Source organism: Coleofasciculaceae cyanobacterium (genome assembly GCA_036703275.1).
GTDB lineage: Bacteria > Cyanobacteriota > Cyanobacteriia > Cyanobacteriales > Xenococcaceae > Waterburya.
In genome coordinates this window covers 1-23,074 of record DATNPK010000015.1, presented here as the reverse complement: position 1 = coordinate 23,074, position 23,074 = coordinate 1, and the positions used below count along the sequence as shown (strand labels likewise).

Below are 23,074 nucleotides of genomic sequence, written 5' to 3'. Positions count from 1 at the left end.
TCAGTCCTAGGTCGATCAGATGAAATGAAAGAACAATCCCAATCTAAATTAGATTCAGCCCAAATTGAACAAGCGATCGCTCAATATATCCGCCAGATAACAGTTAGTCCGCAGCCAGCAGAGGTTTATACCGATCTGGGAAATTTATATACCCAGCAAGGACAGTGGCATGAGGCGGTGGAGAATTACAGGCAAGCAATTGCCCTCAAGCCAGATTTTGCCGAAGCACATCGCTATCTAGCAGGAGCTTTGAGCCAAAGTGGCAAAGCTAGCCCAGCTGCTAATCATTTATTTACGGCATTACAATTGCAGCCTCAGTCTGTTACCGCCCAACAGCACTATAAGCTCGGTCAAACTCTACAAAAACAAGATAAACCCGCCAGAGCGATCGCCTGCTATCGTGCAGCAATTGAACTGAAACCCGACTTTTGGTCTGCATACAATACTCTGGCTAACTTACTTACCGAACAAGGTAAAGATCAACCGGCCATCGAAGTCTATCGTCTGGGAGTTAAAAATAATCCTCAAAACTCCCGCTATTATTTTGCTTTAGCCTCAATATTAGCAGCAAGACAGAAATGGGTTAGAGCCAGTAATAATTTTCAGCAGGCGGCAAAGTTATCACCATCAGCTAGGGTTTATTATCATTGGGGTCTAGCATTATACCAACTTCAAGAATACGATCGGGCGCAATCGTGCTGGCAACAGGCGACAGAGTTATCACCATCAGCTAAGGTCTATTATCATTGGGGTCTAGCATTATACCAACTTCAAGAATATGATCGGGCGCAATCGTGCTGGCAACAGGCGATCGCCTTACAGCCAAAACATCTAGCAGCTTACTATCAGCTAGGGTTACTGTGGCAAAATCAACAGCAGTGGCAACAGGCTCTATTCGCCTACAATCAAGTCATCGCTATTAATCCTCAATGTGCCAACACCTTGATTAATTTAGGTTTGGTATATCGGCATTTGAAGCAATACGATTTATCTATTGCCTCTTATTCTGAGGCGATTCAGCATATTTGCGAATCATCACCCCTAGAAACCGCAGCTTTGGCTGGGTATCAACAAACGTTAGCAGAACATCCTCAGGTAACAGTCAACCTTTATTATCAACTAGGTAAATTGTTGAGAGCGAGAAGTCGTTTTCCCGAAGCGATCGCTGCTTATTGTCAAACGATTCAGCTTAACCCTAACTTCAAAAATGCCTATATTGACCTGCAATATACTCCCATCGCTAAGGAACAATCAACTGAGCTAATTGAGTTTTATCGTCAGATCGTCACCAAGCATCCTGAGATAACTATCGCCTGGGGTAATTTAGGCGATGCTTTGACTCAACAAGATCGTGTCCCAGAGGCAATAGACTGTTATCGTACTGGTAGTTATCAAAAGGCAATCCAAACCTATCCTTCTTTAGCTAAATTGGATTGGAAAAAACAACAAGAATCTGGCCCCGACTTTATCATTGCAGGAGCATCAAAGAGTGGTACATCATCGATATACTACTATCTGAGTCGTCATCCCCAGGTTTTGCTTTCCCACAAAAAAGAAATAGATTTTTATCAGCAGAATTATCAACGAGGCATTGATTGGTATCTGGCACATTTTCCAACTATTACCGATCGCGCTGATTTTCTGACAGGAGAAGCTAGCCCTAACTATCTTCGTTTTCCTCAGGTGGCGCAGCGGATTAAAGCTACTTTTCCCCAGACAAAAATTATTATCTTGCTGAGAAACCCCGCAGATCGCGCCATATCTTGGCATTACCATAAGTTAAACACGGGCTTGACCAAAGATGATTTAGCAACGGCGATCGCTACTGAGATCGATAGATTAGCCACAGTAAGTGAAGCAGAAATTACTAATACTGGCTTTTACGATCCAGACAACATCATGAGTAGTCTCTATATTTACAAAATTAAACCTTGGATTGAACTTTTAGGTCGCGAACAGTTTTTAATTCTTAAAAGTGAAGCATTTTATCTCAATCCGCTTGAGGTTATGGAACAAGTATTTAAGTTTTTAGGTTTGCCCAACTCTACTTCAGAACACTATCCCAAAGTTAATGCTGGCTCTTATAATCAGGTAGATCCTAGCTTGAGAAAAACTTTGTCCGAATATTTCGCACCCTATAATCGGCAGTTAGAAGACTATTTGAATATGAAGTTTAATTGGGAATAAATAACCGAAAAAACTAGTCTTTTTGTGTGGCTTATTCCATACTTAGAAAGCAGGAGCCCCGACCCTTCAGGGTTTTCAGTCACTTTCACTGGCAAAACCCAGTAGTAGTTTACTAATGCTAGATCTCTTAAATATTATTATTTATGCTGCCCAAATTCCCAGAACAATTATTTAAAAAGATTAATAATTGCTCTTTCAATCGATCGCTCTACGCCTCTTTGTAAAGTATTGACCATTATTTTTGGGATTCCAAAAGCACGACGTTGTGGTTGATTTGGCTGAGAATCTTGGCTATTGGCAACTGCCCCAATGAAAGTATAGCTAAGATTTGAGCTGGGGTAATCTTCACTGATTACATTATTTTTATGGCTTCCTGTATAAAATTCTTGACCTTCAAGTAGTTCGATACTCACTACTCCTCCTTCTTTTGAAAGCATACCTGAATGAACCGCAGTAATACAGATACTAGAATTTACGGTATAAATATTAGTTCCCCATACTGGAGCATGGAGCATATCACCCGAAGCAGGTTGACAATAAAAGTTGTAAGTTTTGCCTATATTATCAGCTTTGTCTAATCCCATACTGCTTAATTTACTGCTCCAGCCAATTTCAGGTACTCCATCTTGAGAACTTTGAGCATTCACTGGCTGTAAAGATGTTGTCCCGATCGCGATCGCTAAACTGGCAAGTATAAATTTAAAATTTGAATTTAATTTAATAATTTTCATTGACTTATATAATCTTTATTAACCCGTATTTATAGTTGATTTAATAGTTAGTTGGTTTATATTTGTTGTTTCCAGGTTAACATCGACTTGATTAAACTATGGCAATCTTTTTATATTTTCTAGCTTAAGTTATTTAGATTTTTGCCCAACCAGATCGACATTTATTTGTCAGTGATCTCTAGCACTTCTGAAGTCGATTTACGAGCATAACGATCTCATCTATCGCTTGTCTTATTTGTTGGTTTTTAAGTTCCGAGTTATTAACTAAAATACTAAAAACTATCGCAGGGTGTTGCTCGCTAAATAGGTATCCAGACAAAGTGCCAATTCCTGTTAAAGTTCCTGTTTTACCCCAGAGATTTCCTGACGCTAAAGTATTAGCAAAACGGTTTTTTAAAGTACCGCTGCTTCCTGCTACCGCTAAAGACTGACGATAAGATTGACTCTGGGGAAGTTGCGACATCAATCGCAAAGTTTTAACTAAAGTTTGTGGAGTAATTAAATTCTGGCGAGATAAACCCGAAGCATCAACTAAAACATATTCATTTGGTTGGATACCTATTTTGGCTAAACTATAGCTAATAGCATCAATTGAACTTGGTAAATTTAATTTTTCAGCTAATATTTTGCCCAAAACTTCCGCATATAAATTATTACTTTCTTGATTAATTTCAGCTAATATTTGCTGCAATGGTGGAGAAGAAATCACCATTAATTCTGCTGCCAATTCATTCTGATCTGGCTGATTGACCACAACTCCTCGAGTGACAGTAATACCAGCCTGGGCTAAATATAAGCGCCAAGATTCTAAAAAATATTGAGCAGGATCGACTATAGCTAAATCCCAAACATCAGCAGGTTCATTAACCGCTAATTCTCCTCGAAGCTGTAATACGGGTTTACCCAAATCTCCATCAATTTCTACGCTGTAATCAATATCTGCTTTACCTGTCGTAGCTTGATTAATTACCTGCCATTGACGAGCTGCGATCGCATCACTCCAAATAAATTTAACTGGTTGTTTTATCTGCTGCGGTGACAAAGTAAGCGTGACCGTGTTCTGATTGAGAATAGTACTATTAACTGCCGTAGCAAAGTAGCTGTGGACATCTAGCCATTCCCAGGTAGGGTTAATTGTCGGTGGAGCAAAATAACTATCATCAATAATCAAGTTTTCAATTCGTTTAACCCCTTTATCCTGCAACTGATGTACTATATGTTTTAGGCTTTGAGTCGTTATTGTGGGATCGCCTTGGCCTTTGAGACGTAAAGATGTCAAATTTGGCAAATCTCCGACGCTATAAACAGAAGTCTTAATCCTGTAATCTTTACCCAATTCCAGTAGCGCAGCAGCAGAGGTTAGTAGTTTGACACTAGAAGCTGGAGTAAAAAACCGATCTCCATTCAGACTGTATAAAGATTCTCCTGCCAAAGTTTGAATTTCAATTCCCCAACGCGATCGCGCTAATTCAGGACGATTAATCGTCTTTTCAATAGCTGCGGGCAAATCTTGTCGACAAAACCGCGAAGGATTATTATCCAAATCTCCAACAGTTGACTCAAAATTCTCAACTCGATCGTTTGCCCAAGTTTTTTGCTCGGCTATTGTGCCGCAATATAACAAACTGACCAAACCAAAACACTTCAAGCAGTTAAAAACTAATCTCATCGGTAATAATTACGTCTGGCGCAAATTAAAATTCTTCTATCTTCTAACAAGTAAAAATAGAAACTAGTGAGATTAAGTCCAAGAATCGTTGCTTTTCCAACAAACCAAGCAAATATAGTGACAAGCGATATTTAATACTAGATAATCTAGTTCAATACAAAAAAGCTCGATTTTTCAGACAGTATTGTAATTTTATTAAATTCTGCTTAGCTCTTAATTTTGTTATGTCATCTCCATCTCTAGAAAATCGTAGTTTGTCCTCAGTTCTAAATTCGCCTCAGCTAGAAATATCAATAGTTGTGCCAATTTATAACGAAGCCGAAAGCATTGAAACTCTAGTACAGGCGATCGCTGATGCTGTATTGGCAACAAATTTAAGCTATGAAATTATTTGCGTGGACGACGGTTCAAAAGATGGCTCAACCCAAGTATTAACCAATCTGGCTAGAATCCGGGTAGATCTCAAGGCGGTTATTCTGCGTCGTAACTATGGACAAACTCCAGCAATGGCTGCGGGATTTGAAGCGGCTGCGGGAAAAGTAATTGTAACTCTAGATGGTGACTTGCAAAACGATCCTGCTGACATTCCGATGCTGTTAGCTAAATTAGATGAAGGCTACGATTTAGTAAGCGGGTGGCGCAGAAAGAGACAGGATGCAGCGTTAACTAGATTATTACCGTCCAAAATCGCTAATATTATTATCGCTAAGGTAACGGGAGTTAGACTACACGATTACGGTTGTTCTCTTAAAGCATATCGTTCTGAATTAATTGCCGACATGAACCTTTATGGTGAACTGCATCGCTTTTTACCAGCCTTGGCATATATTGAAGGTGCGAGAATTACCGAAGTACCTGTACGTCATCATGCACGACGCTTTGGACAGAGTAAATATGGCTTAGGTAGGACGATTAGAGTTGTTATGGACTTATTAACCGTCTACTTTATGAAGAAGTTTCTCACTCGTCCAATGCACGTCTTTGGATTAGGCGGAGTAATTTCCTTAGTTACAGGTATTGCCATGGGAACATACCTGACTATTGTAAAACTATTTTTCAATCAAAATATCGGCGATCGCCCTTTACTTATTCTAGCTGTGTTGCTAATCATTACTGGAGTCAATCTATTTTGTTTTGGTTTAGTCACCGAACTGTTGATGCGTACCTATCACGAATCCCAAAGAAGACCAATTTATCGCATTAGAGATATCTTTGGAAAACAGTAGTATTTGTATTAATCTCACTAGGTAAATAGACCAAAAAACTTGAGAATATCGCCGCTTTAGCGGTTAAAAATTTTATAGTGCAAATAACATTTATTTACTTTTAATTTGATGAATCGTCCTGACTTGACCCCAGACCAAATTATCCAGCGGTTAAACTGGCGTTATGCTACCAAAAAGTTTGACCCCAGCCAGAAAATTGACGATGATGACTGGTATACCTTGGAGCAAAGCCTGGTATTAGCGCCATCTTCTTTTGGTCAGCAGCCTTGGAAGTTTTTTGTCATCCGAAATTCCGCTTTACGCCAGCAGCTTCAGGAACACGCCTGGAATCAGTCCCAGGTAGTGGATGCTTCTCACCTGGTTGTTTTAGCTATCAAACAAAACATTAACACTAGTGACGTAGACCGTTACATCGATCGCATAGTAGAAGTTCGCGCCTCACCAAAAGATAAGCTATCAGGACTCGAAAATGCTATCAAAGGATTTTTACAAGATCCTCTCCCACTACAGCCAGATGCTTGGTCTACTAGACAGGTATACATCGCTCTAGGATTTTTGCTCTACAGTGCTGCTTTGCTGGGTATCGATGCTTGCCCGATGGAGGGATTTGTACCCGCTGAGTTTGATAAAGTACTCGGCTTGACAGATCGAGGCTACGCTGCCCAAGTGATTTGTGCGCTAGGGTATAGAAGCAAAGATGATAAGTTTGCCGACATGACCAAGGTTCGCTACAAAACGGAAGAAGTCGTGCAGTATATTGATTAGGATGACGGATTTGGGCATATAAAAGGTAAGGTGAAAACCTACGTGCTTTTACCGTAGGATGAAAAACCATACACTACTAAAGATGGACACAAACCCAGTCAAGAAGAATTATTACAGTTGACCCAAAAATTCGACCAAGATCCAGCCTGATAGTTTTTGATTTTTTGCCAATTTTGCCAATATTAAAGAATCAAGACTCAAATTCACAGGTTGAATGTAGTGTAATTACCACCCAGATATAGAATCAATATTGAAGCGAACCTTGGTATTATCGATAAACTGATAAAACTAGGTTCATTTTCTCTTACACAATGTTTAATTGGTTTCGCCGTAACGAAAAAGCAAAGCAGCAGCCTGAAGCAACATCCCCCCAAACTGAGCTAGAAACAACTACATCGGCTGAGTCATCGCAGACGGATATAGCCGAACCAGATTACCTTGCTTTTGCTAAAGCCGCTTATAAAAACATTCAAGAACGTAAGAGTCAAGGCGTAACTAAAGAAGAATTTGAAGAAACGGCATCGGAATCAGTCTTAAAGGCTGTAAACACAGAAGAAACTACTTCATCTGAAAAAGAATTAGAATTAGTAGCAAACACAGAAACAGAAGTTGCTCCAGAAAACGTAGTTGAATCAGCAGCAGAAACAGAAGTCATAGAAGTCGTAGAAGAGGAGATAGCTCAACCAGTAGCCGAAACACAAACTACTGTTGAGGAATCAGTAACGGAGGAAACTGCTGCACCTGTTGCCAACGTTCCAGCTTGGATGCAAAAATCTCAGGGTTTGGAAAAACTCAAAGAAACAGCAATTGAAAGTCCTCAACCAGAACCAGTAGCAGCAGAATTAGACGAAGATTTTATTTGGTCATCTAAGGTACTAGCTAAGAGTGGCAGGACAGCAGAAGATGTCTCAGAAGAAGAAATAAGCTGGCTGACCAAGCTGCGGCAGGGATTGGGTAAAACTCGAATTGGTCTAGTCAATCAGTTAAAATCTATTGTCGGCAAAGGTCCGCTAAATGATGATGCGGTAATGGAGATTGAGAGTCTTTTACTGCAAGCTGATGTTGGTATCGAAGCTACTGACTATATCATTGAAACTCTACAAGCGAAATTAAAAGAAGAAGTTCTGCCTCCAGACCAAGCGATCGCCTATTTAAAAACGATCCTGCAAGATATACTCGATCGACCCATAGCAGGTAAAAAAGATAGTGCTTTTGTTCCTGAAAAAGACGAGTTTAATATCTGGCTGCTAACAGGAGTAAATGGCGCAGGTAAGACTACGACTATTGGTAAACTAGCTAATTTGGGGCAAAAATCTGGCTATAGTTGCTTGATTGCGGCTGCGGATACTTTTCGTGCTGCTGCGGTACAGCAGGTACAGGTGTGGGGAGAACGGGCTAACACTCAGGTTATTGCTAACCCAGGCAAAAATACCGACCCGGCTGCGGTAGTATTTGATGCGATCGCAGCTGCTGAAGCGAAAAATACTGAACTGCTTTTAATCGATACCGCAGGGAGACTACAAAACAAGCAAAATTTAATGGCCGAATTGGCGAAAATCCGTCGAATTATTGATAAAAAAGCACCCCATGCCAAAGTAGAATCATTACTAGTTCTAGACGCAACTCTGGGACAAAATGGTTTGCGCCAAGCTCAGGTGTTTTCTAAAGCAGCTCAACTGAGTGGTGTTGTTTTGACCAAACTGGATGGAAGTGCTAAAGGTGGTGTGGCATTAGCAGTAACCCAGCAGCTAAATTTACCAATTCGCTTTATTGGTGCAGGAGAAGGAATTGAGGATTTGCGACCATTTTCTAGCTATGAATTTGTCGAAGCTTTACTCAATGGTTAAACTAAATACACAATTCAAATAATTATCTATTGCGATCGATAGAAGTATTTTTACTTCATTTTGTTGGCGTATCAGCTATTACAGGTTATTATTAATCAACCTATATTTTGGTAAGTAAAATATAAGCACCGTCTTTGATTAACCCCGATCGGGTTGTCATCAATTGGGTAAATATAAAGGTTGCTTTAATATTGTCTAATTGGATGTTTTAGCATTACTGCACTTTAAATATATTTTTGACTGATGAACTGAAAAAATAATGTCTAAATTTGTAGAGGCAATGACTGTCGTATCCTCCCATAGCCATCCCTCTCAAGAAAATAATAGCGTTGGCAAGTCTGACTCGAAGGACTCTAACCCAATTGTGGCACTAAAAGAATTAGTGGCTAATCTTCAAAGGGAACAAAATAAAATTCAAGATCTATTAAGCTCTTTGGGATTTGCACTGCGTAGCTTTAGTAATCTGAATCAGTTTTTAGAACTGACTCCTTTGATGGCAGCTAGAGTTACCGATTCTATTGGCGGGGTACTAATTTTATATAAAGGCAACAAAGTACATTTAGAACAAATTCATTGCCAAGACAGCAAGATTGGTTTAGAGGTAACCAGCGTATTTGAGCGAGTAAATTACCAAATTAATCACTCATCAATTAATCATCATAAAACTGTTAATGCTTCTTCTCACTTATCAGGAATTATTGATGAAAAGATCGCTCAAGAGTTAGAGCCAAAAATTCAGTTTTTCGGCACTCCGATTCTGGTCAAAAATATTGAACAAGGTCGCCTTTATGTATTTAGTACCGAAACAGATTATACTTGGACTCCAACCAGGAGAAAATTGACTCAGTTAGTAGCGGATCAGACGGCAGTAGCGATCGCTAATCATGAATTAACGGTAGAGTTACGTTCCAAAGAAAGACAAGACCGTGAATTAGAAATTGCCTCAGAAATTCAATTACGTTTGCTGCCTAGCAAGTGTCCTCAGATTAGGGGATTATCCATTGCAGCCAAGTGCCAGACTGCAAGTCGTGTTGGCGGAGATTACTATGATTTTATTCCCACTAATTATGACCGCTTAGAAAATAGTCAGCCAGAAATTGGGTCTGATGTTCCTTGGAGTATTGTGATTGGCGATGTGATGGGCAAAGGTGTCCCCGCGGGATTAATTATGACCATGACACGGGGAATGCTGCGCGCAGAAGTCCTTAATCGTCATTCTCCAGCACAGATTATGCGCCATCTCAATCGAGTGATGTATGCCGATCTAGAAAACTCGCATCGCTTCGTGAGTATGTTCTATTCCGAATACGATCCGCAAAAACAAACCCTCTGTTTTACCAATGCTGCTCATAATCCACCGTTACTGTGGCGTAAAGCGACTAATACTTTAGAAAAGTTGGATAGTTGGGGAATGCTGATCGGTCTGGATATGGAATCAGAATATGAAGATGCAACGGTACAGCTAGCTCCAGGAGATACAATTATTTATTACACTGATGGCTTCACGGATGCTGCCAATGAAGTTGGCGATCGCTTTGATGAAGAAAACCTCTGTCTCTGTTTTAAATGGGCTTGTCAGCACCTAGAAACTCCAGATGAAATTCTTGACCATGTTTTTGTTCAGGTCAAGCAGTTTAGTGATGCGAACAAGAATTGTGGTGATGATATGACCTCAATCGTGATGCAGATTAAGGCGATCGAATAACTCATTGACTCGTAAGAGCAATTCGTTATGGGTTGCTGATTTTCCCCAAATTGGCGATCGCTTAATTAGCTCGATGATTAACATTGCTGCGCTTTTCGGTTGAATAGAACACACAAGTCACATTGTCCTGTTTGAGAAACTCTAAAAGCTAAAAGCTAATAGCTAATAAACTAGCTAATCAACAGCCTAGTCTATTAAGCATGAAAACTGCTGTAAGTATCTAGCTTGAATCATGTTTTTTAGTGGCGGTTTTAATCAACCAAGATTAGATTGGTTGCAGTTTTAATTATTATAAAACTGTAATTCTTATGGAAGCATTGTTAAACGATCGGCTGATGCAGATAACAATTGAGTTTTATCATAACTACCTGTTACCTATTTCTAGTCTATTAGCTCAACAAATTGAAGATCCCGATATTTTGGGGCAAATTTCCGATGCTTGGCAAAACTTTATTGAATCAGGGCAGGTTTGGGCATTGTTGATTGGGACATTTTTCGGTTACACCTTCAAAGGTTTTACAAGCTAATTATCTATAATCAGTGACTAATGACTAATAACCAATAACTAATGACTTAAAATAATCTAGTCCTGTAATTGATTATTATCTGTTGTGAACAAGCCAACATCTTGGAGCGATCGCTTTGAATCACCATTAAATCCAGAGATCGCTATTTTTAACGCTAGCATTGGTTTCGATATTGAACTAATTGAATACGATCTAGATGGTTCAATTGCCCATGCTAAAATGCTTGGCGAAACCAAAATTATTAGCGATGCAGAAGTGCAACAGCTAGTGTCAGGTTTATCACAGATTCGCCAGGAATATCAGCAGGGTAATTTTAATCCAGGTGTTGAAGCCGAAGATGTTCATTTTGCAGTAGAAAGACGACTGATCGAAATAGTCGGTGATGTGGGAAAAAAGCTCCACACGGCGCGATCGCGCAACGATCAGGTAGGAACAGATATCAGACTATATTTAAGGACCGAAATCAGGCAAATCCAGCAATATTTACGGCAATTCCAAGCAGCTTTGCTCATTCATAGCGAACAGCACGTCGAAACTCTTATTCCTGGCTATACTCATTTACAAAGAGCGCAGCCGTTAAGTTTAGCTCATCACCTTTTGGCATATTTTCAGATGTCCCAACGAGACTGGGAGAGATTAGAAGATGTCTATAAACGGACTAATATCTCTCCTTTGGGCTGTGGCGCACTGGCGGGAACAACTTTTCCCATCAATCGAAAACGTACTGCTGAATTATTAGAGTTTGAGCATATCTATGAAAACAGCCTGGATGGAGTAAGCGATCGCGATTTTGCGATCGAATTTCTTTGTGCAGCTAGCCTAATTATGGTGCATCTCAGTCGCCTGAGCGAAGAAATGATCCTCTGGGCATCTCAAGAGTTTAGCTTTATTACTTTAAAAGATACTTGCGCCACGGGTTCGAGCATCATGCCTCAAAAGAAAAATCCCGATATTCCTGAATTAGTGCGAGGTAAAACAGGCAGAGTCTTTGGACATCTCCAAGGTTTGTTGGTCATTATGAAAGGTTTACCCCTGGCATACAATAAAGACCTACAGGAAGATAAAGAAGGAATTTTTGATAGCGTCAAAACCATCAAGGCTTGTTTAAAGGTAATGACAATACTATTAAACGAAGGCATCGAATTTAAAACTACCAGGCTAGCAGAAGCCGTTGCCGAAGACTTCTCCAACGCCACTGATGTTGCTGATTATTTAGTGTCTAAAGACGTTCCGTTTCGTGAGGCTTATAATTTGGTAGGTAAAGTCGTAAAAACCAGCATAGCTGCGAGAAAATTGCTCAAAGACCTCACTTTAGAAGAATGGCAGGAACTGCATCACGCTTTTGAAGCCGATATCTATGAAGCGATCGCACCCAAACAGGTAGTTTCTGCCCGTAATAGCTATGGCGGCACTGGTTTTGAACAAGTCCATCAGGCGATCGCTCGAGCTAAATCTTTACTCGCTCAAAGCTGAATAGTTAGTTTTTATAACCATTTTCATCACCTGAATTTAACCTTTATAAACTTTAATTTTATGCGTCGTTCTTGGCGATTTGTTTCCACTGTACTCGGTATTATCTTCCGCCATCCTGTCACTGGCACGACAATTATCCCTGTTTTGCCAGATGGACGCATTGTCTTGATCCAGCGTAGCGATTCAGGCAAATGGGGTTTACCAGGAGGTATGATTGATTGGGGAGAAGATATTCCTAATGCTGCTAGTCGAGAGCTTGAAGAAGAGACAGGTTTGAAGCTAATTAAAATCAGACGTTTGCGCGGAGTTTACTCTAACCCCAAACGCGATCCTCGAATACACTCAATTTCTATATTGCTAGAAGTTGAAGCAGAAGGAAAACTAAACGCCGAAGATAAGTTAGAAGTATTGCAGGTAAAAGCTTTTTCCAGAGATGAATTACCTTTGGGAGATCTTAGTCACGATCATGACCGACAGTTACAAGACTATCTTAATGATCAGATTGTAATAGCTTGATAAATTAAGAGAAAATCAACTATATTTTCCTATTAAAAAATCAGCCATAAATTAACTATGGCTGGTAGTATCTAAGCTATATTACAACTTGCCTCAGTAGATTAAATAAACTAATTAAGCATTAGTTTGGTCTAACAAATTGACTTTAACTACTTTGTTTTTTTCTGATTCAGCTTTGGGCAAGGTGAGGTGCAAAATACCGTCTTTATATTCGGCTTTGATCTCAGTATTCTGAATTCTTACGGGTAGAGGAATTACTCTTTGAAAACTACCATAGCGGAACTCAGTCCTAAAGGATACACCTTCGGATAAACGAGTTTTGCCTTCGTCTTCAGATTTGACCTCAGACTTACGTTCTCCTGAAATAGAAACGCTTTTTGCTGTTGCTTCAATATTAAGATCGGCAGGCTGTATTCCAGGTAATTCTAATCGAAGAACTAAGTTTTCTTTGGTTTCGGTAAGTTCGGCTGCGGGAACTTTAGAAAAGTTGCCAAACTCAGCTACAGAAGCTGGAGTTAAAACATCATCAAGCATTCTATTTAACTGGTGTTGTAAAGAGTTCATTTCTTGCCAAGGATTATAACGAATGATCGCCATATTATTCTCTCCGTAAATTTTATTTTTACTTATTCTTTTCTCGCTTTGATATCATCTTATTGAATTTTTCTTGACGTTGTAAGTGTGGTTTGTTGCCCTTTTTGGTAGCGTTTACTTCCCGAACCAATATTTCTAGAAAACCCAACCTTGATCGCTCGGCATATAGCGATCGCATGATGAGCCAAACGAGAAAAGCAGTAAAGGTTCAAGGAGACTCAAAAGCGGTTTAATTTCAAGATAGATACTTAGCTTGGTAAGATACTCTCGGCTGATAAATTTTCAATTGGCAACACTGCCTAGAACATGATTAAAAACGATAAGTGGATAATTGAACAAGCTCGTCAGGGGATGATTGCTCCTTTTGAATCAAAATCGATTAGAAAAGCTGTCTTAGGTGCAGAAAAAGCAATACCGACAATTAGTTGGGGACTTAGTTCTTACGGTTATGATATTCGTCTATCGCCTCACGATTTTAGAATTTTTAGGCATATTCCTGGTACAGTAATAGATCCCAAAAAGTTTAATTCTAAAAATCTAGAACAGGCAGAGTTGCACAGCAGCGAAGATGGCTCATCTTACTTTATTATTCCAGCAAACAGCTATGGGCTAGGAGCGTCTTTAGAAAGCATTAAAATGCCTGCCAACGTTACAGCTATCTGCTTGGGTAAGTCAACCTATGCCCGCGTCGGTGTCATTGCCAATGCAACACCTCTAGAAGCTTCTTGGCAAGGTCAAAGTATTACTTTAGAATTTAGCAATGCTTCGAGTGCTGATGTAAAGATCTATGCCAACGAAGGGGTGGTGCAACTATTATTTTTTGAAGGAGAATCTTGTCAAACAACCTACGCCGATCGCGGCGGTAAATATCAAAACCAAGGTTCTGGTGTAACCTTACCAAAGGTTTGATGACAGATAAAGGGCTGCCTCACGGAGTTAATGGCTAATGGCTAATGGCTAATGGCTAATTGTTAATTGTTAATTGTTAATTGTTAAATGTTAGGCGAAGACAATGGGCTATATAGATCCTTTAAATGATGGAAAAAGTAGAATTGAGCTGATCGATTCGATGGGCAATGATTTAAGTATAGTTAATGATGCTAGAGCCTCTTTTGAAAAGAGTTCGGTTAACTTGAGCGATCGCGATATTAAATTAATTAATTATTTAATCAAGCATCAACATACTTCACCCTTTAGGGGAGTAGTATTTAAGTTCAAGGTAAAAGCCCCGCTATACATATGTCGGCAATGGTGGAAGCACGTAGTCGCTAGTAATCATAACGATGAACAACTGGGCTGGAATGAAAAAAGTTTTCGCTATGTAGCCATTGACGATAGCAACGAATTTTATATTCCTCAAACCTTTAGACAACAATCAAAAAATAACAAACAAGCAACCGTTGGTAGTTTAGCAGAGGATTTTAACCACAAAGCGATCGCCATTTATCAAGAGCAGTGTGAAAATAGCTATCAAGCCTACAGCAAGCTATTAGAACTGGGCGTAGGTAGAGAACAAGCCAGGGGCGTATTAATTCCTTCAGTCTATACTTCTTGGGTTTGGACAGTCTCTTTACAAGCATTGCTCAACTTTATTGGCTTACGTTTAGGTGCAGGGGCGCAAAGCGAAATCGGATCTTATGCTCAAGCAATTATCGAGTTAATTGAGCCGATTGTTCCCGTATCGATGGAGGCATGGTCAACTCATGCAGGCGCGGGAGAGTAAGGAAGTAGAGGAAGTAGTAATACTAAATCCGATTGATACAGTACTCTTGACTTAAAGTAGCTATAACTCTTGTGATGTTATCCCCTTGACTTCTGACTTTTACTGGCTGCTGGTGTTTTCTTGTGATAGATCGCGCAGGATCGGAGTAACTACGTTGTTATAAATTTGTTCGACGCTGTTGACCAAAGCTTTGGTGTCTACATTACTTGGCGGAGTGCTATTTGTTCCTTGGCTAACACTAGTAGTGCTGGAACTGGTACTGGTACTATTGCCATTGACGGTTGTACTAGAAGCGCTAGTTGAATAATCGCTGTTAGTCGTGCCAGAAGTACCGCTTAGGTAAAGATGATTAATCGCTTTTCCCTCATGTACCCTTTTACTAATTTTCCAGCCAGGATTAAGAACAATTCTCATCGCACTATCCCTCAGACCATTAGTACTGCCAATTTCAATGTTGGGTTGAGAAGGATCTTTATGAAACGCAATCAGTTTGAGTTCGCCACCCTCTTGGACAATTTGAACTACATGAGCAACTCTGTCATCTTCACCATCAAGGCGTAGAGTATAACCATTGGTGTTAATGATACGTCGGCAACTATTCGTATGATCGAAATCCAAAAGCAATAAATCTACTTGAACTGGTGCTGCACCCGACTCATTCCAACACTGTTGATCGCCAGAAATTTGCTCAATAATCTCTAAGCGATGTTCTTGATAGCCAAAAGGAACAGCTACTACCACGAATTGATCTTGGCTTACCTGTTGTTCAGCAAAAGAAGCTGCTTTTACCTGGGGGACAGCCATTATTGTAGTACTAGCGATCGCTGATAATGCTAAAAATAATGATTGGAAACGATGATAAGATTTCATTTTAATAAGTCCCTATGTTGCTCAATTGCTTACTAACTTATTAGGAACGAAGTTTAATTCTTATGCACCTTGAGCGCAATAGTGTATCTTATGTCTGCCAAATGAATTTAAGACTTTATTACCACTTGATTTGCCAATACTTTTTGTCCGCGCGTTCTAATTCTGCTTCAGTTAACCAATCGACTGCTTTATAAGTGCCAAATAACCTATCCCACCAATCTACCGCCAAGCCAAAGTTGTGTTCCCACTGATTATATTTATGATGGACATAGTGGACTGGCATTTTTAACCAAACACATTTAACAGGATTTTCGTGCTGTAACTGATGTGCATAGGCAGAAAAAGCAGCATAAACCAGACTTCCCGCCACAAAGCTGATTCCTATAGGGACAGAAATAAAAAAAGTGACCCAGCTTAAAGGCACTACCATTGAATAATCTTTAAATTCTACTAATACTCCGTTAGCAGTGTTTTCGCGATGGTGTTCGTAATGTGGAACGATATCTCGACCAAAATGGGGGAAGATATGCATTAAGCGATGTAGCCAATATTCAACAAAGCTAGCAAAAATAAACGCCAAAATAAAAGCAGCGATCAACAGCATAAGCTTGGTGTTAACTATAAATATATTATTGTTTGAGCAAATAGGATTATAGCAATCCAATAACAGACGAGAATCTAGCGACAACTCTATTTGTTTACGATGCGGATTGTTTGAGAGGAATTAATAACTCAGCAGTAATCGGCAGATGGTCTGAACCAATGGCGGGACCCAATTTAAAGTTGGTAACTTGAATATTGGAACTTACTAAGCAATGATCGATTGGAGCAGAGAGAACCGCAAATTGAGGAGCAACTATAGAATGAGTAGGTAAGATACCTAACCCCTGTCGAGCATTGCGTAAACTAGAACGTTCGATCATTGAATGATAGAAAGGCGACCACATCGAGACGTTCAAATCTCCCAATATGATCGCTGGTTGCTGAAGATTTCGGACATATTCGCCGATACCAATTTCTAGATGCTGATTCCGAATTAGCCAACCTCCAGGACCCCAATATAGTTGAGGGTAAGCATGAGTTGCAGCAAACTTGACTAAACGATCGCCTACTTTAATATCGGCAATAACTAAGCCGCGATAAGTACCATATAGCTTTATTTGGGGATTATTTAAAGGCAGTTTACTATATACTTCTATTTCTAGCTGTTTTGCTCTAATATGATAAGGATAGCTAGACTTTAGAGCTATTAACTCAGAATGCCAGTGGGGTACTGCTTCCTGGAAAATCGCTATATCTGGCTGCTCTCGATTGATTAAGGCGATCGCTTGTGCGTAATTTTTATTTTGCCACAAAACATTATAGGAAAAAACCTTTAATGGTTCATACCGCTCACGATTAACAATCTTTGGCTGATTGAAATACCAAGGCAAAATTGCAGCCAAATTGAGCAACACACAAAATAAATTAATTGCGATCCATAGTTTTTTACGAGTCAGTAAAAAATAAACTAGACTGCACAAAGCCATCAACAAAAATTGCAACTTGTAGCCAGAAGCAAACTCAAGAAATAGATTTAGCCTACCTAAATATCCAGCTACAGATAAAGCGATCGCGCCTATACTTAGACAGGCAAAACAATAGTAACCGATTCCGTTGCGTTTTTTGGTAGACACCGATAATTAACCAGCAGCTTGAACACTAGAAGCTAGTATAGGCTAACAGATAATTATCGTGCCGACCACCGCCTGTTATTAACCTATATTAGTTGTTGGTGACAGACAAATTATTAGCTCTAACGTGTCACGTAGTGATACCAGTTCTCAAAGAGAATGCACTAAAATGCAGTAAATAGAGAGAGCATCTAAGATAAAAGAGTGAACGCAGGTTCCGCGGTAAGAAGTTAAGGAAGCAACTTTCTCAGGTATTAAAGAATTGAATGCCCTAAAAATAGCCTGTTGAAGTGAAGCAAGAGTGTTTAAGTTTTAATGTTTGAAATCTTGATCGAGTTATGCCCCAAAGCTTTCCATATAAGAAGTAATTACCGAAACACCAGTACTGGAATAGGGCTGCTACGTAAAATTTGAGCCGTGGTGCTACCGATAACTAGATGACGGATACGGCTGTGACCATAAGCTCCCATTAGCAATAGACTGATATCTTGCTCGGTAATATATTGAGCGATCGCTTTTTCTGATTCTCCTTCGAGGAGGTGAGAAACTAACTCCAATCCAGCAAGCGCGAATTTTTGTTCAGCTTGATGGAGTCGAGCGATCGCGATTGGTTCAGCTCTATTTTTGGTAACAGTAATTAGATGTAATTGCAGTCTTTGAAAGAGCGGAAAATCTACTAAAAACTGCAACATTTTTTGCCCCGTTGGGCTGCCATCATAGGCGATTAGCACTCGTTCTATCGGCTTGAATTGACGGGAAGTCACTAAGCAAGGTTTCTGACTACTCCGCACAATTGTTTCTAAATTTGCCCCCAAACGTCCAGAAGCAAAACTAGCTGTTTCACCTCGTTTCCCTAGCGTAACTAGATCGCAGTCAGCCTCAAATTTTTCTAAACAATCGACCAGAAAACCCGTTTCGTGGAGAAGATTAATCTTATCTACTCCATCTGCTTTAAGGGTTTGGGTTGCTTCTTGTAAAACTAATTTAGCTTTTTGGTGATTGATCTTAGCTTTCTCATGTTCTAATTCCACCAAGCGATTAAGCAAATTTTCTGAAGCATCAATGCCAATACTACCACTTAAATTTTCTATAGGAATCGCCTGTTGACTGCGAATATCAGTCACACAGAGGACATCTACCTCTGCCTTTAGTCGAGTGGCAAACCATGCGCCATAGCGGTAAATGTTTGCCGCGAAAGCCGAGCCATCAGTACAAAGTAAAATTTTTTTCATGGTTAAAAGTTGTGATTTTTCATGACTGCGGATTCCTTATTAATTGCCAATTGATCGAAGAGAGTTGCACTGGCCTCATTTAAACCAACCACTTCTACTTCTGTACCATTACGGCGAAATTTGCTGACTGCTTTATCAACTACTTCCACTGCCCCTTGATCCCAAAGGTGAGCCTGGGTTAAATCAATGGTGATACGTTCTACCAGTTCCCTAAAATCAAAGGATTGGAGAAATTCCTCTTTTGATAAAAAGAAAATTTGACCAGCCACTTTATAAATGCGGTGAGTACCATCATCACTTAAAACCTTATCCACAAACACGAGCAGGGCAATCTTACGGGAAAAGAATACCGTACTCATGACAATACCTATCGCTACACCCAAGGCAAAATTGCGAGTAAAAATGGTGACAAACATCGTAGTTAACATCACTAGTGTTTCAGTGGGAGGAATTCGGCGTATATTTCTAAAAGATGACCAGCGGAATGTACCAATAGAAACCATGATCATCACCGCAACCAGGGTAGCCATGGGCATTTGTTGCACCCAATCTTTCAACACCAAAATAGCAAACAACAGAAAAACTCCTGAAGAGAGGGTTGACAGCCTACCTCGACCACCAGATTGCACATTAATCACCGATTGTCCGATCATGCCACAACCCGCCATACCGCCAAAAAAAGCTGTCACGATGTTGGCAATACCTTGACCTTTGGCTTCTTGGTTTTTATCACTGGGAGTATCGGTGAGATCGTCTACCAAAGCAGCCGTGAGAAAGGAAGCTAATAAACCTACGATCGCTAGAGTCAATGAATAGGGGAAAATAATCCTCAAAGTTTCCAGATTTAATGGAACTTGAGGTAGAGCAAACAATGGGAGAGTCGCGGGTAACTCTCCCATATCTCCTACGGTAGGAACATCTAACTTAAGGGCGATCGCGGCTATAGTCATTACTGCTAAAGCCACGAGGGGAGAAGGGACAGCTTTGGTAAAGCGAGGCAAAATATAAATAATTGCCAAAGAAAGCAGCGTTAGGATATAAACAGTTGCAGGCACATTAGTTAGTTGTGGCAACTGAGCTAAGAAAATTAGCACCGCTAAGGCATTGATATAACCAATCATTACCGCTCTAGGTACATATTTCATTTGGCGACCTAGTTTTAGTACCCCAAAGATTACCTGTAATACTCCTGTTAATAGAGTGGCGGCTAAAAGATACTGCAAACCATGTTCTTTAACTAAATCGATCATCAGCAGTGCCATCGCCCCAGTCGCAGCCGAAATCGAGCCTGGTCTTCCCCCCAAAAACGCCGTCATAACAGCAATAATAAATGAGGCATAAAGTCCCACTTTGGGGTCTACTCCCGCAATGATTGAAAAAGCGATCGCTTCGGGAATCAACGCCAGTCCTACCACTGCCCCTGCCAGAAGGTCTTGTTTAATGTTAAAAAACCACTGCCTTTTCAGAGTGTTTAAATTCAATATTTTCTCCTTGAAGTTAATTTTTAAGCAATCGATCTGTTTATTTCTAGATTCTTTGTCTTTCCCGAACTATAGCTAAACCTTCTTTGAGGGTTGTTAGGCGATCGCTAGAGTCAATGGGCTTCGGGAATCAAACCAGCAATACCTAGTTTTTCTAAACGACGTTTTACTTTCCCCGTAGCACCAACCACGATGACTGCTCCTCCTACATCAAGTGATTCTTTAATCGCATTTTCAATGGCTAAAGACGAAGTTACTCCCATTACAGGCACTTCTGCCAAATCCACTAATAAGACATCATAATTATCAATTGCACTATGTTCTCTAGCGATCGCTTTAGCTACCCCGAAAATCATTGGTCCATTAAGATGGAATAACAAAACTCGCCCCCTGGCTAAATCTAAAATTTGTTTTTCTTGCTCATTAAGAACAATTTGATCATCAGCATCAGTGATAGCTTAAACGGCTTTAGATTGCATCTCAGATAGGCGATCAATAGTTAAAATATTAGCCACAAATACCCCAACAGCTACCGCAACCATCAAATCTACGAATACAGTTAAAATCACCACAGTATAGAGAATTCCCGCAGCTTTCCAAGAGATTTTGTGAACCCTTTTCAAGAAAGCCCAATCGATTTTAAACAAACGTGGCTAATCAAAACAAAATAAAATTTAGACTACAGCAGTATTCTCTGTAATATAGTGAAATAATTTCAGTCGTCTATAGATTGACTGACTCAACACCACTTTTCAAGCATTTTTGCTTTTTCACATTACTAATTCCATCGCTCTAGTTAATCTGGAGTGTTTTAAACTAGGGCGGACATTCCCCAAGGCTATTAATTTTTTGAATTTTGATTAACTGTGACATTATATACTTTTAGCGATCGCTCAGAACTGTCTCAGTTTTAAGTTGATAGCGTTATTTTTCATGCTTAACAATATCACAAAACTTTACAAATTTGCCATAAGAATATACATTTTTTCGTAGACTGCACAGTTAGGGGTCGAGCCGAGGATCGCTCCTCGACACTCCCATTCAAAACCGTGCTTGCGACTTTCACCGCACACGGCTACTCCTGGTTCTTTCGGTACAATCTTTCGTTCCTATTCATCCCACACAAGACCGCCTTGGAAGGGTCAGTTTTAAATCCTTCTGTACGCATCCGCGTATTAGGCTTATGAAGAACTACTTAGTGCCTACTCAAACTCAGGGCTGTACGTCGGCATATCTCAGACATTACATCCATCCCTGTCGGGCATTACCTGTTATTTCAGGTTAAGCATTGGCTTCTTACAGCATCCTACTCCCATATTTCATACGCTTCACATCTGGTTTATCAAGAAAAAGTCTTGATAGAAATATGGGGTTATCCCGTTCCCTAAATTCATTTCACGTTGTTCTTAGTCCCTAATCTTTACTCCGAGAGGGTTTATCGATGAGAAAATATTATTCTTAGCAGATAATATTCTATTTTTTGTTTCTTAGAATTAAGAAGAAACACAGAACCTCTTTTGCCTTTTGGCTGTAGTGTAAAAGCCGTTCCACTACTTCAATTTAACGAAGCTTAATAAATTAGTTAGTCTTTGTTGAACATAAACAACTTCCCTTGCAGCATCACCAAATTCGGCTTTCAGCTTATCTGCTTTTATCCTAGCTCTGCACCACTATGATGTTACCTAGCAGCACATAGGATATGGATTCAAACGTCTCATTCATCGGTAGGAATTAAACCTACATGAGTTTAGAGTTATTGTATTTTCTAGGTTCTAGAGAATACCCTCAGCGTTCCTACAATTGTAGTTAGGCTGAAACGGGTCGCACGCCAAGATAATTGATGAGTCTGGTTACTACTGTGAAGAATTCTTCTCAGCAGAGACAGTAGCCAAAGACAGAGCAAACGGCAAACCACTCGTTATTTAATTGATGTATTCAGCAAAACCAAGTTTTGTTTATGGTTTTCATGGGATAGACAGGGATGCTGCTATTCGTATTTTGAATCAGGAAGACAACTTTCGTCACAGCAATAACTCCTATGATTGGCTGGGAAATGAGATCTACTTCTGGGAAAATAACCATCAAAGAGCCATTCAGTATGCCGTTGAAGATAGTCAACGAGCCAATTCAACAATAAAAACTCCTTTTGTTTTGGGTGCTGTTCTGGATTTAGGAAATTGTCTCGATTTGTTAGATTAGGAGTATATTGACTTTTTATCGAATTCTTTTGAATTTTTCAAAGAAACTTTAAACGAAGAAAGAAAACCTTTGCCTGAAAACTCATCCTTTGGCAAGTCGGATTTCGATTTCAAAAAAAGAGAATTGGACTGTGCAGTCATTCGTTTTGCTTATCAATTAGCAGAGAAAAGAGGTACTTGTTTTGATTCTGTTAGGGCAGCTTTTTTAGAAGGAGAGCCTTTATATCCAGGTTCGATGTTTAGAAAACAGAACCATATTCAAATAGCGATTATTAACCCGAACTGTATTAAAGGAATATTTCTACCAAGAGAGGAAGAACCCTTCCCCTCAGATAATCTCGCTAATTAGAAATGCTTTATGGAAAGATTCTACGCAAACTCCTTAAGAGAATGAATCATCCCACAAGACTTATCAAACAGCACTTCTGCCGTTCCTGTATCTCCATGTCTGGCTTTAGCTAATATCAACTCCAAAATTCCAGGCTGAGAAGTATTGGCATCGTAATATTCATCCCGTTGACACTCCCACACATGAATGAGTGGGATTCTTGATTCATCCCTGGATAGCTAAATCTGTCAAAGACACATCCCCGCTAGAGCCAGATCCACAAGCAAACACGGTCTGCCCGACCGCTAAAATATTTAATGCTGCGTTGA

The 23,074-nt window shown here is 39.8% G+C and carries 25 protein-coding genes; 13 read left to right on the top strand and 12 right to left on the bottom strand.

The genetic code is table 11. The features are described 5' to 3' along the window. Positions 1-24: 24 nt before the first annotated feature. Entirely contained in the window at positions 25-2,187 is a 2,163-nt protein-coding gene (locus V6C71_02820) for a tetratricopeptide repeat protein (protein HEY9767426.1), read from the top strand. Positions 2,188-2,354: 167 nt separating this feature from the next. Here V6C71_02820 and V6C71_02815 read toward each other — a convergent pair whose 3' ends face one another. Both V6C71_02815 and dacB read right to left on the bottom strand, forming a co-directional pair. Beyond that, a complete protein-coding gene (locus V6C71_02815; protein ID HEY9767425.1) occupies positions 2,355-2,918 on the bottom strand; it encodes an LCCL domain-containing protein in 564 nt (187 codons plus the stop codon). A gap of 178 nt (positions 2,919-3,096) precedes the next feature. Beyond that, complete coding sequence (gene dacB / locus V6C71_02810) at positions 3,097-4,587, bottom strand: D-alanyl-D-alanine carboxypeptidase/D-alanyl-D-alanine-endopeptidase (protein ID HEY9767424.1); 1,491 nt, start codon at positions 4,585-4,587, stop codon at positions 3,097-3,099. A gap of 224 nt (positions 4,588-4,811) precedes the next feature. On the opposite strand from dacB, the gene V6C71_02805 reads away from it, so the two are divergent. The 4 genes from V6C71_02805 to V6C71_02790 all read left to right on the top strand — a co-directional run bounded on the left by V6C71_02805 (position 4,812) and on the right by V6C71_02790 (position 10,130). After that, positions 4,812-5,813 (top strand): glycosyltransferase family 2 protein, encoded by a 1,002-nt coding sequence (locus V6C71_02805; protein ID HEY9767423.1) that lies wholly within the window; start codon positions 4,812-4,814, stop codon positions 5,811-5,813. Positions 5,814-5,921: 108 nt separating this feature from the next. Next, the gene (locus V6C71_02800) at positions 5,922-6,578 is read left to right on the top strand and encodes an NAD(P)H-dependent oxidoreductase (protein ID HEY9767422.1); all 657 of its coding nucleotides are present in this window, start codon (positions 5,922-5,924) and stop codon (positions 6,576-6,578) included. A gap of 311 nt (positions 6,579-6,889) precedes the next feature. Beyond that, positions 6,890-8,425 (top strand): signal recognition particle-docking protein FtsY, encoded by a 1,536-nt coding sequence (ftsY, locus tag V6C71_02795; GenBank protein HEY9767421.1) that lies wholly within the window; start codon positions 6,890-6,892, stop codon positions 8,423-8,425. A 259-nt stretch (positions 8,426-8,684) separates the two neighbouring features. Then, on the top strand, positions 8,685-10,130 hold the full coding sequence (locus V6C71_02790; GenBank protein HEY9767420.1) for a GAF domain-containing SpoIIE family protein phosphatase: 1,446 nt from the start codon (positions 8,685-8,687) through the stop codon (positions 10,128-10,130). Here V6C71_02790 and V6C71_02785 read toward each other — a convergent pair. After that, positions 10,098-10,244 carry a hypothetical protein gene (locus tag V6C71_02785; GenBank protein HEY9767419.1) on the bottom strand — a complete coding sequence of 49 codons (147 nt, stop codon included), beginning with the start codon at positions 10,242-10,244 and terminating at the stop codon, positions 10,098-10,100. The genes V6C71_02790 and V6C71_02785 overlap by 33 nt on opposite strands. A gap of 194 nt (positions 10,245-10,438) precedes the next feature. Here V6C71_02785 and V6C71_02780 point away from each other — a divergent pair, with 194 nt between their 5' ends. From V6C71_02780 to V6C71_02770, 3 genes are all read left to right on the top strand, one after another. After that, positions 10,439-10,657, top strand: coding sequence for a hypothetical protein (locus V6C71_02780; GenBank protein HEY9767418.1), 219 nt, complete (start codon positions 10,439-10,441; stop codon positions 10,655-10,657). Positions 10,658-10,741: 84 nt separating this feature from the next. Then, a complete protein-coding gene (gene argH / locus V6C71_02775) occupies positions 10,742-12,130 on the top strand; it encodes an argininosuccinate lyase (GenBank protein HEY9767417.1) in 1,389 nt (462 codons plus the stop codon). Between the two features lie 60 nt (positions 12,131-12,190). Further along, on the top strand, positions 12,191-12,646 hold the full coding sequence (locus tag V6C71_02770; GenBank protein HEY9767416.1) for an NUDIX hydrolase: 456 nt from the start codon (positions 12,191-12,193) through the stop codon (positions 12,644-12,646). Positions 12,647-12,760: 114 nt separating this feature from the next. On the opposite strand, the gene V6C71_02765 is transcribed toward V6C71_02770, so the two are convergent. After that, positions 12,761-13,243 carry an Hsp20/alpha crystallin family protein gene (locus tag V6C71_02765; GenBank protein HEY9767415.1) on the bottom strand — a complete coding sequence of 161 codons (483 nt, stop codon included), beginning with the start codon at positions 13,241-13,243 and terminating at the stop codon, positions 12,761-12,763. A gap of 89 nt (positions 13,244-13,332) precedes the next feature. Between V6C71_02765 and V6C71_02760 the strand changes: the two genes are divergently transcribed. The 3 genes from V6C71_02760 to thyX all read left to right on the top strand — a co-directional run bounded on the left by V6C71_02760 (position 13,333) and on the right by thyX (position 14,963). After that, positions 13,333-13,473 carry a hypothetical protein gene (locus tag V6C71_02760; protein HEY9767414.1) on the top strand — a complete coding sequence of 47 codons (141 nt, stop codon included), beginning with the start codon at positions 13,333-13,335 and terminating at the stop codon, positions 13,471-13,473. 73 nt (positions 13,474-13,546) lie between these two features. Then, a complete protein-coding gene (dcd, locus tag V6C71_02755; protein HEY9767413.1) occupies positions 13,547-14,149 on the top strand; it encodes a dCTP deaminase in 603 nt (200 codons plus the stop codon). A 103-nt stretch (positions 14,150-14,252) separates the two neighbouring features. Next, on the top strand, positions 14,253-14,963 hold the full coding sequence (thyX, locus tag V6C71_02750; GenBank protein ID HEY9767412.1) for an FAD-dependent thymidylate synthase: 711 nt from the start codon (positions 14,253-14,255) through the stop codon (positions 14,961-14,963). A gap of 99 nt (positions 14,964-15,062) precedes the next feature. Here thyX and V6C71_02745 read toward each other — a convergent pair whose 3' ends face one another. The 7 genes from V6C71_02745 to V6C71_02715 form a co-directional block, all read right to left on the bottom strand. Further along, positions 15,063-15,833 (bottom strand): DUF3747 domain-containing protein, encoded by a 771-nt coding sequence (locus V6C71_02745; GenBank protein ID HEY9767411.1) that lies wholly within the window; start codon positions 15,831-15,833, stop codon positions 15,063-15,065. A 118-nt stretch (positions 15,834-15,951) separates the two neighbouring features. Beyond that, positions 15,952-16,437, bottom strand: a complete 486-nt coding sequence (locus tag V6C71_02740) for a sterol desaturase family protein (protein HEY9767410.1) — start codon at positions 16,435-16,437, stop codon at positions 15,952-15,954. A 94-nt stretch (positions 16,438-16,531) separates the two neighbouring features. Then, complete coding sequence (locus tag V6C71_02735; protein ID HEY9767409.1) at positions 16,532-17,509, bottom strand: endonuclease/exonuclease/phosphatase family protein; 978 nt, start codon at positions 17,507-17,509, stop codon at positions 16,532-16,534. Between the two features lie 365 nt (positions 17,510-17,874). Then, complete coding sequence (locus V6C71_02730) at positions 17,875-18,738, bottom strand: universal stress protein (protein HEY9767408.1); 864 nt, start codon at positions 18,736-18,738, stop codon at positions 17,875-17,877. A gap of 2 nt (positions 18,739-18,740) precedes the next feature. Beyond that, positions 18,741-20,219: a SulP family inorganic anion transporter gene (locus tag V6C71_02725; GenBank protein HEY9767407.1), complete on the bottom strand. Its 1,479-nt coding sequence runs from the start codon at positions 20,217-20,219 to the stop codon at positions 18,741-18,743. Positions 20,220-20,332: 113 nt separating this feature from the next. Then, a complete protein-coding gene (locus V6C71_02720; GenBank protein HEY9767406.1) occupies positions 20,333-20,575 on the bottom strand; it encodes an STAS domain-containing protein in 243 nt (80 codons plus the stop codon). A 102-nt stretch (positions 20,576-20,677) separates the two neighbouring features. Further along, the gene (locus V6C71_02715) at positions 20,678-20,842 is read right to left on the bottom strand and encodes a hypothetical protein (GenBank protein HEY9767405.1); all 165 of its coding nucleotides are present in this window, start codon (positions 20,840-20,842) and stop codon (positions 20,678-20,680) included. A gap of 1,306 nt (positions 20,843-22,148) precedes the next feature. Here V6C71_02715 and V6C71_02710 point away from each other — a divergent pair. Continuing rightward, positions 22,149-22,418, top strand: a complete 270-nt coding sequence (locus V6C71_02710; GenBank protein HEY9767404.1) for a hypothetical protein — start codon at positions 22,149-22,151, stop codon at positions 22,416-22,418. Between the two features lie 69 nt (positions 22,419-22,487). Next, positions 22,488-22,766: a hypothetical protein gene (locus V6C71_02705; protein ID HEY9767403.1), complete on the top strand. Its 279-nt coding sequence runs from the start codon at positions 22,488-22,490 to the stop codon at positions 22,764-22,766. 20 nt (positions 22,767-22,786) lie between these two features. Here the strand turns inward: V6C71_02705 and V6C71_02700 are convergent, their stop codons facing one another. Then, positions 22,787-22,948: a hypothetical protein gene (locus V6C71_02700; GenBank protein ID HEY9767402.1), complete on the bottom strand. Its 162-nt coding sequence runs from the start codon at positions 22,946-22,948 to the stop codon at positions 22,787-22,789. Positions 22,949-23,074: the final 126 nt, after the last annotated feature.

Bases quoted from the DNA above. Each gene is read 5' to 3' on its own strand.
- V6C71_02820 (HEY9767426.1), top strand. From the start codon at position 25: ATGAAAGAACAATCCCAATCTAAATTAGATTCAGCCCAAATTGAACAA.
- V6C71_02815 (HEY9767425.1), bottom strand. From the start codon at position 2,918: ATGAAAATTATTAAATTAAATTCAAATTTTAAATTTATACTTGCCAGT.
- dacB (HEY9767424.1), bottom strand. From the start codon at position 4,587: ATGAGATTAGTTTTTAACTGCTTGAAGTGTTTTGGTTTGGTCAGTTTG.
- V6C71_02805 (HEY9767423.1), top strand. From the start codon at position 4,812: ATGTCATCTCCATCTCTAGAAAATCGTAGTTTGTCCTCAGTTCTAAAT.
- V6C71_02800 (HEY9767422.1), top strand. From the start codon at position 5,922: ATGAATCGTCCTGACTTGACCCCAGACCAAATTATCCAGCGGTTAAAC.
- ftsY (HEY9767421.1), top strand. From the start codon at position 6,890: ATGTTTAATTGGTTTCGCCGTAACGAAAAAGCAAAGCAGCAGCCTGAA.
- V6C71_02790 (HEY9767420.1), top strand. From the start codon at position 8,685: ATGTCTAAATTTGTAGAGGCAATGACTGTCGTATCCTCCCATAGCCAT.
- V6C71_02780 (HEY9767418.1), top strand. From the start codon at position 10,439: ATGGAAGCATTGTTAAACGATCGGCTGATGCAGATAACAATTGAGTTT.
- V6C71_02770 (HEY9767416.1), top strand. From the start codon at position 12,191: ATGCGTCGTTCTTGGCGATTTGTTTCCACTGTACTCGGTATTATCTTC.
- V6C71_02765 (HEY9767415.1), bottom strand. From the start codon at position 13,243: ATGGCGATCATTCGTTATAATCCTTGGCAAGAAATGAACTCTTTACAA.
- dcd (HEY9767413.1), top strand. From the start codon at position 13,547: ATGATTAAAAACGATAAGTGGATAATTGAACAAGCTCGTCAGGGGATG.
- thyX (HEY9767412.1), top strand. From the start codon at position 14,253: ATGGGCTATATAGATCCTTTAAATGATGGAAAAAGTAGAATTGAGCTG.
- V6C71_02745 (HEY9767411.1), bottom strand. From the start codon at position 15,833: ATGAAATCTTATCATCGTTTCCAATCATTATTTTTAGCATTATCAGCG.
- V6C71_02740 (HEY9767410.1), bottom strand. From the start codon at position 16,437: ATGCTGTTGATCGCTGCTTTTATTTTGGCGTTTATTTTTGCTAGCTTT.
- V6C71_02730 (HEY9767408.1), bottom strand. From the start codon at position 18,738: ATGAAAAAAATTTTACTTTGTACTGATGGCTCGGCTTTCGCGGCAAAC.
- V6C71_02720 (HEY9767406.1), bottom strand. From the start codon at position 20,575: ATGATTTTCGGGGTAGCTAAAGCGATCGCTAGAGAACATAGTGCAATT.
- V6C71_02710 (HEY9767404.1), top strand. From the start codon at position 22,149: ATGTATTCAGCAAAACCAAGTTTTGTTTATGGTTTTCATGGGATAGAC.